The sequence below is a fragment of the Flavobacterium fluviatile genome (assembly GCF_010645065.1).
Taxonomy (GTDB): Bacteria; Bacteroidota; Bacteroidia; order Flavobacteriales; family Flavobacteriaceae; genus Flavobacterium; species Flavobacterium fluviatile.
The window spans coordinates 1-12,107 of record NZ_JAADZW010000043.1; the positions used below are offsets into that span (position 1 = coordinate 1).

General features: G+C 37.4%; 9 protein-coding genes and 1 pseudogene. 3 read left to right on the forward strand and 7 right to left on the reverse strand.

The features are described 5' to 3' along the window. The 7 genes from GXM17_RS20740 to GXM17_RS20770 all read right to left on the reverse strand — a co-directional run. The coding region (locus tag GXM17_RS20740; protein ID WP_163401431.1) for a hypothetical protein at nucleotides 1-377 on the reverse strand (377 nt) is incomplete at its 3' end. Between the two features lie 16 nt (nucleotides 378-393). Next, entirely contained in the window at nucleotides 394-1,779 is a 1,386-nt protein-coding gene (locus GXM17_RS20745; protein WP_163401432.1) for a S41 family peptidase, read from the reverse strand. 129 nt (nucleotides 1,780-1,908) lie between these two features. Then, complete coding sequence (locus tag GXM17_RS20750) at nucleotides 1,909-2,652, reverse strand: hypothetical protein (protein ID WP_163401433.1); 744 nt, start codon at nucleotides 2,650-2,652, stop codon at nucleotides 1,909-1,911. A 284-nt stretch (nucleotides 2,653-2,936) separates the two neighbouring features. After that, nucleotides 2,937-3,830 carry a T9SS type A sorting domain-containing protein gene (locus tag GXM17_RS20755; RefSeq protein ID WP_163401434.1) on the reverse strand — a complete coding sequence of 298 codons (894 nt, stop codon included), beginning with the start codon at nucleotides 3,828-3,830 and terminating at the stop codon, nucleotides 2,937-2,939. Nucleotides 3,831-3,902: 72 nt separating this feature from the next. Further along, nucleotides 3,903-5,213 carry a hypothetical protein gene (locus tag GXM17_RS20760; protein ID WP_163401435.1) on the reverse strand — a complete coding sequence of 437 codons (1,311 nt, stop codon included), beginning with the start codon at nucleotides 5,211-5,213 and terminating at the stop codon, nucleotides 3,903-3,905. 329 nt (nucleotides 5,214-5,542) lie between these two features. Next, nucleotides 5,543-8,839, reverse strand: coding sequence for a TonB-dependent receptor domain-containing protein (locus GXM17_RS20765; RefSeq protein ID WP_163401436.1), 3,297 nt, complete (start codon nucleotides 8,837-8,839; stop codon nucleotides 5,543-5,545). Between the two features lie 51 nt (nucleotides 8,840-8,890). Continuing rightward, complete coding sequence (locus GXM17_RS20770; protein ID WP_163401437.1) at nucleotides 8,891-9,922, reverse strand: FecR family protein; 1,032 nt, start codon at nucleotides 9,920-9,922, stop codon at nucleotides 8,891-8,893. 263 nt (nucleotides 9,923-10,185) lie between these two features. On the opposite strand from GXM17_RS20770, the gene GXM17_RS20775 reads away from it, so the two are divergent. From GXM17_RS20775 to GXM17_RS20785, 3 genes and pseudogenes are all read left to right on the forward strand, one after another. Continuing rightward, entirely contained in the window at nucleotides 10,186-10,818 is a 633-nt protein-coding gene (locus GXM17_RS20775) for an RNA polymerase sigma factor (protein ID WP_163401438.1), read from the forward strand. 205 nt (nucleotides 10,819-11,023) lie between these two features. Beyond that, a pseudogene (locus GXM17_RS22025) lies at nucleotides 11,024-11,371 on the forward strand (ISAon1 family transposase N-terminal region protein). Nucleotides 11,372-11,381: 10 nt separating this feature from the next. Continuing rightward, a partial coding sequence (locus GXM17_RS20785) for an ISAon1 family transposase (RefSeq protein WP_425280027.1) occupies nucleotides 11,382-12,107 on the forward strand: 726 nt, incomplete at its 3' end.

Sequence of the window (12,107 nt, forward strand, 5' to 3'; positions counted from 1 at the left end):
ATATTTGAAAAAAGGCTCCGATTATAAAAACCGAAGCCTAAACTTTTCAACTTACACACTTTTTGGGATAGTGTCATATTTTTTTGCAATACTTCTTTAGCAGGATTTTTTTTTATTTCCGAATTCATCCTGCGAATACTTTTATACAGAACGCCCTGCACTGATTTTCTCTTCTTTTCATACCCTTTTTTACACGATTCAAGCTCAGAAAGCAGATACTTGAAATGTTGGTAAGTGCCTATCAGCTCCTTCATCCCTTCACGGGTTTTGATTTCTTCTTCAATGGTGATCTTATCTTTAATAACAGAGGACAATTCCTCAAACCTGCGAAAGGCTTCCAGCATATTCTTATGCTCATTTGTATCAATTCCCTGCACTCTAGTTTGCGTTTTTTTAATAATTAAAAGATTCGTTTTTACCCGTTATCTTTAATACCCCTTTTTTAATTATCAGTGGTTCAGACAGTACATTAGGCTTTTGTTTTTGAAGAGTTTGTATCATCTGGCTTTTCATACTGCTTCCATTTCCGGAAATAGAATTTAAAGCTTGTCTTAATAATATTTCATTTGTATTGCCTAAAGGGAATACTTCTAATCCCTGAAACTCCTCTAGCATAATTGTTGGCTGTATCCCGGAAGCATAGTTGCCCTCCCCATTAGCATTAAATAGTTTATAGATTGCAGGGTATAAGATCCATTTTGCCTGTATGCCAGCAATCCTGTCGTCCTCAATGGGGAAACTGGCAACGTCTTTCCCTACGGTTTTTTCTCCTATGGTTATCACTTCCATAAAAGGTTTCAGGTTGTTGATTATTATTTCAGAAGCCGATGCTGTATGGTTGCTGCATAAAACATAAACCCTGCGAATTTGTGGATGGGCAGCCCGAAGTGCCTCAAAGCTGACTTTGGATTCATTCATTTCCAGTGATTCCTGAAAGGTCTGGTTCACTTCTCCGCCATTGGAATTTCCCTTAAACCGGATGAACTGGTCAGCAGGTCGTATATTGGGAGCTAAAAGTATGCTGAGTGCTGCAGCCGATGAAACATCGCCGCCGCCATTATACCTTAAATCAACGACAACTTCGGTAACAGACTGATTTTTAAAATCCTGAAAAACATTCAGTAGCGACTGTGAGAGACCAACATCAAAATGAGGTATTTCAACATACCCCACTTTATGATTCTGATACGGAATAACATGGCTAAGGACGGGCTGCAAGAGAGTAAAGCCCTGGCTAATGTTAATCTGCTTAGCGGCTGTAAAACCTGATTTTTCAGAATAGGTAACGATCTGTAAGCTAGCAGCCTTAGCAACTGACAAATCTTGATAAAGGCTATTATAATTTCCCTGATTAAAAGCTGTGCCGTCAATAGCGCTTATTAAATTTCCACGCTCAAGTCCGTTTCTCTCTGCCGGTGAATTCGAAAGTACATACATCACTACGCCATATACCTGTCCTTCGTAAACAATAAAAGAAAAATCAAAGCCAAATGAATTCCGGAGGCTTTGAGGAAATGTTTCCGCTGAGGAAGTGTGGATCGCATAGGAAAAACGATCATTCTTATTAACTAAAGATCCGAAATACTCCTTCGGGGGCAACGACAAATTGCCCCTGCCTGGCATACTTTGGTTCCAATAATAATAGCGTTTCATTTGTGTGTAAATCCAATCGTTTACATACTCATTTGTACCTTCCTCATAGGTTTTAGGAATGTCGTCATCGGTTTGGCAGGCAACAAAAAAAACTACGGACAGGAGTACTGAAATTGATTTTTTCATCCTTAATTTTGGTTTAAAAATAACTTTTCAAATTAATGGCGGTTTTTGCACCCGGTGGAGAATCTTTTAGGAAACCGGTTAAACCTACCAGGTTTTTAAAAATTTACATTTAGCCTGAATATTAATTAACTACAGGTAATCTGCAATATCAATATCACCTTTTACCACTACTGTTCCGTTCTCTTGTTTTTCCTGCAGCACAATCATATTGACACCATAGGTTTGAATGATTTGCACTTTTATGGGGCTTGATCCGGTGTAAGGCTCTGTGGTACCCGGTTTGTAAAGCTCTAAAAATACAGGTGCTGTATTGCTGAAAAAATTGTAAATCTTGAATTCAGAAAAATCATCTTTCCCAATGTTTTCAAATGTGGCAAGTACCGCTCCGTTTTCTCTTTTTAGCACTCCTTTTACACTTTCCAGTTCTGTACCTGAAAATTCCCCTAAATTAGCAAAAAGAAACTCAAAGCCTACTTTACCTAAATTTATCTTAGGTTTTACGGCATTGACCTGGAGAAAAATATCAGGTAAACTGAAAAAATAGAAGTCCTCATAGTCTGCACTATTATCATAGGTAATTTCGTAGGATGCAATTTGTGTACCCGTTTCGTGGTTGTAAATAACTAAGGGATTTTTTTCGCCTTTGTCCAGTACAAAGTTGAGGGTCGTCTCGATATTTTGGCTATAGAAACTATTGTCGTTAATGATTACGGGTTTACCATCAAACCTAATTTCTACTGCATCGGGAGCAGAAAAACCTTTTATATTGATCTTTGCAGGTTTTTGCCCTATGTCAAATTCATTGGTAAGTTCGCTTTCACAGGATGTTGCAACTACTAACAAGGCCAGTAGTAAAACTCTTGCTTTTTTCATATCTAGATATTTATTGTTTTTTATAAGTCATATATAATTGCTTCGCCTTCTCGGGTAAAGCTCTCGCGTCGCATATCTTCATTGGTGATTAACTCATCGGTTACTATTTTATTTTGGTATTCGATGATTTCAATTTCGACCAATTTTAGATCATGCTCATTTTCATAAGTATTGTGTTTTTACTTAATTTCAACCGAAATGTTTAATTTCCCGCAGCTAAAACAACAGCAGCGGGAAATTTTTTGAAACTTTCTATTCGGCGGTACCAGGTGAATATTAATTATTTATTTTTTGATGAACTTCAACTTTTCTACCACTGTACCATTTGTTATATGCACAATATAAGTTCCGGATGGTAGAGCGGCTACTTCTATCTGGTCTTTGTAGGGTGTAGCCAATACTTTCTGCCCTCCCATATTATACACTTTAACAAAAGTTGTGGTTGGTTCAAAAGCAGGGTTCAGCTGTAACTTTAATGAAGAAGCTACCGGATTTTGAACTATCTGAGTAAGAACTTTAGAAGCATTTATATCATCTACACTTAATAGTTCTGATGCAAAAACACCGATCTGATCGATGTTAATTGGTGATAACTGAAGACTGGTAAAATCATCAACCTTTGAATGTAATCCTACATAGATTGTCTGGCCTGCAAAGACAGAAATATCTAAAATACTTTGTGAAAATTCATTAGGATTGGTAGAAAAAGTAACATCATCTGATGTGAAATAATAATCAAAAGTACCTTCCTGCAATTGAAAACCGGCCAAATCTGGAGATGTAGAAATATAAATTATCCTCCCTGCTGAATTTCTTACATCTTTAGGAAGAACTCTATTCCAATTTATCGCCAACAGGATATTGCCTGAAGCCGATGTTAAATCTATTGCTGGCGAAATAGCCCAATCGTTTTCTGTACTAGCATTTGGGTAGCCAATTCCAGACAATGGAAAGGTGGTGTATCTTAAAACCTGCTCTGTTCCTGCTTCTAATATTACTTCTCCATCTGGAAGATGCCAATTGGCTCCCTGTACCCAGTTATTGCCGTTGTTGTTTAAATCGTGAAATGTCCAGCCCTCAAGATCAGCTGCAGAATCAAAACTGTTCATCCAGACAGGAAATTGTGCGTGGCTGCTATTAAATATTAATAAAGCTGTAAAGAGTAATAAATTTTTCATCGTAGTAAATATAAAAGAAAACAGGTGGCAGCAAGCTGCCTCCCGTTTTCAGGTTAGAATTAAAACTGTAGGTTAAAATGCATATTTTGTCCAGGTTCCTTGGAAATCACCACAGTTTCTTGGCGTAACATTCCATCCCGGAGTATTAAAGAACGGCTGAGTCATGCCCCAAACAGCTGCAGGGTTAGACGTAGAAGTAGCTGTTACCCCAGGGATAGTAAGAGCTGCTGTAGTACTGCCTATTTTTGAAGCTGTAGCAAACGTAAAGCCGTGTGCACTTACACCACCGGTAAAGCTAAGGTCTGCTAAATTCACAGGAGCACTAGCAACTGTTTCTAACAAGATCCCTACCGGATAACCCGTAACGACTGCATTGTTTAGGGTTAATTTTCCATTTCTTCTCACATGAATGGCATTTTCATACAAAGCACCACTTGTACCGGTTCTCGCTCCTACAATAGTAAGATTATTAATTACCGGACGAGTAAAAGGTGTAGCTGCAGATCCGGCTGCATTGTTGTCTAACTCAATACCGTTTGAATCCGGGCTTCCACCACTCAAGCTGTGTGTAGAGTTCTGATTTGCTAATGCCAATGCACAGGTAATAGTACCGGTATAACCACTGTCAAAATCGAAATTATCATCATCCGCTGCAAACGAAACTAAATTGGTTGCATTTACTGTACCGCCAAAAAATTCGAAAGAATCGTCTTTACCGTAAGATACCTGAACGTGGTCAATTGTAGTACCAGAACCAACTCCTCCCAGTGTCAATCCGTTAATTTCATTACCTGAATTTGGAGCTAAAAGATCATATCCTGCAAACTCAATGCGAACATATTTTAACGATCCACCGTTATGAGCGGCGTTAGTCCCACCATAATAATACTGAGAGCCTGTAAGACCTTCGATAGTAGTCGTAGCAGGTGTGTTAGCAGGAGCATCACCAAGAATAACAATTCCGCCAAAATCACCAGGACTAGCTGTAGTGGCAGCACTACAATCTAAAAGTTTGTAACTGGTAAATACGATTGGAGCCGTAGCAGTTCCGTTAGCAATTAGTTTACCTCCTTTTTGTACCACCAATACACCTGTAGCCCCATTAGCGTTTGGTTTGGCTTTGATATAAGTTCCCGGCTCAATTGTAAGGGTCACACCACTTGGTACATTTACAATTCCATCAATTTCCCAGATTCTGTTTGCAGTCCATGTTGTAGAAACAGTAATGTTACCGGCAACCGTTTGCACGGGAGTGGAACACACAGCTAAATATTCAGCAGAAGCTGATTGCATACCAAACGAATCTGTATTTGATTCAGTTTCATTCTCACTACAGGCTGTAAGCGATAGTGCTGCTAAAGCCACAAAAAATAAATTTTTCATAATAGTAATTGTTTAGAATTATTAATCCGGTTGTTTTGTTTTGATCCGGATCGTTTTACTGTTTAAAGGATACCCGCCTCTGTATCCCCGTGACCTGGTTATGATTTTTTCACTTTGCATTGCCAGAGGCAGGACTCTGCAAAGCGTCTCTTCCTTATTCCGTTACCAGACTGAGCGATTCTGATAAGGTTCCGTTTTTTCTACTGTACCCTTGGGACTACCGGTGGTGCACTCACCGATAAACTTTTGGATTACAGCCTGTCAGGATGCGGAAAAACCTGTACAATGGCGCATTATGTCAATTATGAATTTTCATTGTTATTCTTTTTCTAAAAATTATAAGTCATACTTAGACTAAAGTTTCTTCCTTTGTAGGCCCGATACACGATCCTGTCTATACCTGGGTCATATTTACTGCTGGCTCCCCGCATTAGTCCTAAAGCTTCTCTTTCTGTTTTCAATTCACTACCATTGCCTTTAATGACTGAGTACGAATTATAATTGTTGTAGTATTCTTTTACGGTATTAAACAAATTTCTGGCATTGAGTTTTACCTCTAAATTTTTTTGTTTCAAAAATCTATAAGATACCTGTGCATCTGCCACTGCATAAGGTCGCTGAATCTCTTCGGCGTTATAACCATATCCCACCGTAATGTATTGGTCGCCTTTGGCATTGTACAAAAAATTAGCACCAAAACGATTTCCATCATAAAGCAGGCCTATATTATATGCCCAGGGCGTTTGCCCGTATAGCGGACGTTCCACTTTATAAGTTTCGGCATTTTCGCTGGTGTCGTAACGATCTTTGTAAGCAATTACTTTGGTTTCGTTGTACATAAAATTTCCGCTTACAAACATTTGTTCTAAAAATGAATCTTTCACAATGAAGCCCAGACTTTTTCTAAATTCCATTTCAAAGCCTTTGAGTTTTGCATTTTTTGAATTTCCGTTGTAAAGAAACAGTGTACCTTCTCCAACTATATACCCTTCTCTTTCAATAGGGTTTTCTATATTTTTGTAATATAAACCTGCTGAAAAAATTTCGCCTAAGCCTGTAAACCATTCCCACTTAAAATCGTAATTATCAATAACCGAAGAAGTCATCTGGGTATTGTAGATAAGTGCATTAGCTATTGGGTCAAAATAAGGTAAACCCGTTCTTTCATTAAACTGAGGGCGAATGACCATTCTGCCGTATGCCAGCCTGAAATTGGTTTTCCCGGTAGGGCTGTAGGTTAAATTGGCAGATGGCATCCATTGCCAGGGTTTATCATCTATAGCTTCCCTATTAATATTCCTAGTGTCATCCGGATCAAGTTGCTGGGATATGAGATCATATTTAAAATACTCTGCCCGTATTCCCCAAACAAGTCTTAGTTTAGCATTCCATCGGTTATCAAACATCAGGTATGGGGCGTGTTGAATAACCTCACCCTCGTATTTTTCGTTTTTGTAGAGGGGTTGAGTTAGCCAGCCTATCCCTCCGGGCACGTAATTGGACCCATCAAACCAATCGGAAAGAGGACCATACATCTTTAGAAAATTCTTTTCATTATTGGGTACATTCCTATTTTCGTCAACTTTTAAGAAAAATTTTTCCTGCTGGTTGGTATTGCTTTTTATCGTACCGGTATAGCCCACTTTAATATCGTTTTTAAAATGATCTGTATCCATACTCCATTTAAAGGATGTACCATAATTATAATCGGTTTCCCTGCTCTTTATGTAGCCTCTTGCAAAGTTATTTTGAGAGTTATAGATCTCATGGTATGCCAAAATTTCATTATCAATAAATTTATAAATTGTTTGATGCTGTGTGTAATCCTTGGTGTCTGCCGCTACGCCTGTCCTGGCTGCAAACCAATTCAGTTCTGTGTTTCCTATTTTGTGGTTCCCTTCTAATTTGTTTTGTAGTAATGTTTGGTAAACAGGATAAACAGTATGCTGTGTATCTGGTGTAGCAAGAGACTCAATTGGGACGTTATCAGGAACAATACCATTATAAAAATAGTTGTAAGAGTCTTCAGCTGCTCCAGGTTGCCCGGCAGTTGCTCCGCTGTAATCGTTCCAGCCAGTAACCCTGGTAAGGGTGTTATCATAGATGTGGGTATAAGAGTTGCGGAAAGAAATTCTGTTTCTACCCAATTGAAGTCCAAAATTCAGCATTCCTGCCACTGTAGCATTATAAGAATAGGAAGCTCCTTTATTTTTAAAATTATAAAATGGTATTGGCTCCAAACCCTGTTGCTGTGCTTCGTTAGGAAGACCTGCAGTATCGAGCCAGTTACTTCTGCCTGTATGATCGATATTCAAGACCGTTTGTTCATTCCGGGAGTTTATTGCTCCTGCAAAGCCCCATTTGTTATCATTTTTAAGTTCGAATTTTTTTCCAAAAGCCAGCTGAAAATTCGAACCCGGATTTGCAATGGTGCTGTACGTGGTAAAATTATCGTTGGTAAACTGTTTCGATTGTTCAAAAAACAGAGGATTATTCCAATCCATTGGCTGCAGCCCTTTTGGGAAATCCCTTGTGCCATCATCATACCCAAAATAATCGTTTTTTCCTTTTTGACGTGAAAGGAATGGCTTAAAGGTAGATTGGTCGTTATAAGAAGATCCCCAATTGAATGCAAAAAAATCTTTGTTCGGAATATCTTTTGTTTTTACTTCTATATAACCACCGGCAAAACTGGCATTCATATCGGGTGTTACCGTTTTGCTCACTACAACGCTTTCTACCATTGCCGTAGGAATAATATCAAAAGAAAAATTAGAATTATAAGCTTCTGTACTTGGTAAGTTGATGCCATCCATTACCGCCTGATTCCATCTTTCTCCCAGGGAGCGCACCATTACATATTTGTCATCAATTGTTGTTACTCCCGTAATGCGTTTCAGGGTAGCCCCCACATCGGTGTCGGGTGTTTTAGCTATTTGCTCCGCTGAAATACCATCGCTCATTTGAGCCGCTTTTTGTTGTTGTTTAAATAACCCATTTACAGAAGCAGCTGTTTTTTTATAAGTACTGGTTACTACTACCTCACTTAGAGATTGGTCGGAGTTGTCTTTTAAAGCAATGTTTAAAGAGGTTGTGTTATTATCGGTTACCACCACATTGGTAATTCGTTGTGTTTGAAACGAAATATACCTTGCCTCCAGGGTATATGTGCCAGGTTGCAATGAAAGTGAATAAGTTCCGTCATTACCCGATATAGTTGTTAGGTTTGTTTCTCCCGTTATTTGTAAGGTTGCGCCGGGAAGCGGTACGCCCTGACTGTCTGTAACAGTTCCTTTAATGCTTCCCGGCTGCTGCTTTTTTACAGGGACACCCTTTTTGACAATAATATAGGAACTCCCACTTTTTTTGAAGGTGAAGTTTGTTGAGGATAAAGTGGATTGCAGGATTTGTTCCCATGTTTGATTTTTTGCTTTGTAGGCAGGGATTTTTATTCCTTTTATCACATTCAAATCAAAAACGATATTTATTTTGCTTTCTTGTGTCATTTTTGTAAGTCGCTTGTCTAATGTTTCAGCAGGAAATTCTTTATTAAGGGTCTGGGCCTGTAAAGAGCTAATTGTAAAAATTTGTAGTAGTATAACCACTATAAGGTAACGTTTGTACATTGTGTGTTTTTATTGATTTGCTAAATTTTATGTTTTTATGGTTTCGAAATTTTAATAGATAATTAATTTGCCTGACTGGCTCAGGTCATACTTGATGTTATACAATAAGCTGATGCCCTCCATAACTTCTTTCAGGCTAACATCGCTGGGGTAAGAGCAACTGAGTAATTTTCCGTCGAGTTTATTATTTTTAATTTCAACGATTACACTGAAATGTTGTTTCATACGAAGCCTGAACTCTTTAGCATTCGCACCGTTCATTACCAGTCGGTTTTCCATCCAGGATGCAGCATCTTCCCAGCTGACTTCACTTTTTACAGTGCTTCCGGTTGTCTTGTTAAATGTAATCTGTTGGTTTTTAGTGAATACACCTAACAAATTGCTCTGATGCATCACCTGTACTTTTCCATCTCGTACCGATACGGAACTCTCGTCTAATTCTTTATAGGCTTTGATGTTGAATGAAGTTCCTAATACGGTAGTTTTTAAACCTATACTATGAATGATAAAAGGCTTTTCAGGATTTTTTGCAACTTCAAAAAAGGCTTCCCCTTCTTCAAGCCATATTTCCCTCTTCTCTTTATTAAAATTAGCCGTTGCAATTCCAATACGGGTATCGTTATTCAGATATACTACAGAACCATCCGGTAATGTCATCTGCTTTTTCTCGCCGGCACCAGATTCAAAATAGTCCATTGCAATATGAACAGGGTGCACAGCACTCTTGACTTTTTGGTTATTATAAAAATAAAAACCTATTCCTACAGCGATTACGACTATTGCAGCAGCATATCTGGCATAATTTTGCAATTGTATCACTCTTGATTTTCTGGCAATCTTTGGCTCTTCCAGGTTTAAGTCAAAACCAAATTCAGCTGACAACCTTTGCCAGACTGTCTCACAGCCTTTTTCAATCTCTTCAACTGGTGCTTTATAAGTTGTATTTCCTGCTTCGGAGTTCCAGTTTTCTATTGCTTTTTTTTCTTTTTGGGTTGCCTGGCCGTTAAAATAGCGGGCAAATAATTCTATAACCCACAGCTTTGCAGATTGGTTGTCTTCGAAATATTTTTTATCGTTTTTCATAAATTTTACTAATTCCCGGTAAACACTAATTGCTTTTATGTATGACCGTATTGAAAAGGTCTTTTTTCTTGAAAAAAGGCATTATGTATTTATTATGAGTTTGTTACCAAAATATTAATCCATTCATTATTAGATGATTACACATTGATAACTGATTTGTATTAACTATTTTTATTCAAATTTTGAGTATTAAAAAAAAATAATAATTCGATAACCCTGGCTTATAATTTTAAAAATACATTTGTACTAAACTTCAATTTATTATGGAAAAGTCTGACAAAGAGCTTTTGGAAGCCATTGCTGATAGGGATGAAAAAGCTTTTAATGAATTTTATAAAAGATATTCTTTCTTATTACACAAATTTGCTTTAAATCGGATTGGAAGTACCGATGCTTCTAATGATATAGGACAGGATTTTTGGTCTAATGTCTGGCTGAAGCCTCAAAACATAAGAACAAATGATTCAGGTTCTGCCAGGAATTTTCTCCTTTCGTTTTACACTTATCGCATTTTAGATTATCTGCGAAACCTCAACCAGAAAGAAAAGGCAGCGGATTCAGAGAAACAAATAAACAATATTGAATATTCATTAGCCTACAGCCATATCCTTGAGGAAATAGAAGAAAAAGAAATCCACAAACTGATTGATGAAATTTTGGAAAGCCTGCCAAAGCTCACCCGTGAAATATTTGTATATCGCTGGGAGGAACAGCACTCTATTAAGGAAACGGCTTCCTACTTTGATGTTGATGAAAAAACAGTTTATAATCGAACTTATGTTGCTCTTACAACTGTCCGTTCTAAAGTAAAAGATATGTTATCTGATGAAGTAATCATTGCGGATTCTAAAACGTTATTGAACCTGCTTTTTTTGCTGAGTTTATTTAGAGACTGATTTTTCGGCTTTTGTACATTTTCAGGACAAAATTTAACAGAAGAATTTGAAAATCATTTGTGGACTGTTTGAATATAAAAGCTGAAATATATTTGAAATCATATCCGGTTTTCGGATTGATCTCGGATCAATTCAAAAAGTTGTGGGGAAATATAAAAAGTCGATTTTTGCATTTCAAAAATAATTAAAATGCAGGATTCTTTTGTTGACCTTCTTAAATTACTATTCAGAAATAATAGTTGACTATTTTGAACTTACTTCTTATAAAAAAGAAGAAGAAGTTCTTCATTTATATCTAAAAGAGATTAATTCAATTCCTAAAGAATACAGGAATTTTAAATTAAGCTCTAAAGGTTTTTTCGATGAGATAACAGTTCAGGATTTCCCTATCCGTGGACATTAGGTATATCTTCATATCACTCGCAGAAGATGGCTAAATGAAGATACCGGAAAAGTGGTTTTCAGAGATTGGAATTTAGTAGCAGACGGAACTCGTGTCACACAGGAGTTTGCGTCTTTTTTAAAAGAGATCAATAGATTCCAGCCCAAATGATTGTAATGCCATTGCTTCTTTTTATGGGGTTTCTGGTAAAAATTTACAATACCAATACAAGGATTTTTTAAGCGATTTTAAAAGTTGGGATCAAAAAACACACGCCAAACAATGGCTCCTGTTTGCTAAAAATATCGGAAAACGTTTGTCTATAGACGAAACTTCTCTCTCCAATGGCGAACTCTATACTATTTTAACCAATAAATCAAGCAAAGGTAAAAAAGGAACTATAGTAGCCATGATTGCTGGAACAAAAGCAGAAACCGTAATTGGAATTATCGAAAAAATCCCTCTCAAACAAAGAAATCTTGTTACTGAAATTACTCTTGATATGGCAGGAAATATGGGGCTTATTGCCAAGAAATGCTTTCCAAATGCTACACGTGTTACAGACCGGTTTCATGTTCAAAAACTAGCCATAGAAGCTTTACAGGAAATCAGAATCAAATACCGCTGGCAAGCCATAGATCAAGAAAATAACGCTATGGAAAAAGCTAAGAATGCAAAAAGAACTTTCGAGCCCAAAACACTTTCTAACGGGGATACAATCAAGCAATTACTGGCGAGAAGTCGCTACTTCTTATATAAAAACAAATCAAAGTGGACTCAAAGTCAAACGGAACGCGCGGCTTTACTGTTTGAACTATATCCTGATATTCAAAAAGGATATAATTTAACTCAGGAGCTTCGTGGTATTTTTGAGAATACAACCGATAAACTTATTGCTTTTGCCAAA

What these genes read in the sequence shown, in the direction of transcription:
- GXM17_RS20775 (WP_163401438.1), top strand. Translation starts at nt 10,186, where the DNA reads ATGGAAAAGTCTGACAAAGAGCTTTTGGAAGCCATTGCTGATAGGGAT.
- GXM17_RS20750 (WP_163401433.1), bottom strand. Translation starts at nt 2,652, where the DNA reads ATGAAAAAAGCAAGAGTTTTACTACTGGCCTTGTTAGTAGTTGCAACA.
- GXM17_RS20760 (WP_163401435.1), bottom strand. Translation starts at nt 5,213, where the DNA reads ATGAAAAATTTATTTTTTGTGGCTTTAGCAGCACTATCGCTTACAGCC.
- GXM17_RS20765 (WP_163401436.1), bottom strand. Translation starts at nt 8,839, where the DNA reads ATGTACAAACGTTACCTTATAGTGGTTATACTACTACAAATTTTTACA.
- GXM17_RS20770 (WP_163401437.1), bottom strand. Translation starts at nt 9,922, where the DNA reads ATGAAAAACGATAAAAAATATTTCGAAGACAACCAATCTGCAAAGCTG.
- GXM17_RS20745 (WP_163401432.1), bottom strand. Translation starts at nt 1,779, where the DNA reads ATGAAAAAATCAATTTCAGTACTCCTGTCCGTAGTTTTTTTTGTTGCC.
- GXM17_RS20755 (WP_163401434.1), bottom strand. Translation starts at nt 3,830, where the DNA reads ATGAAAAATTTATTACTCTTTACAGCTTTATTAATATTTAATAGCAGC.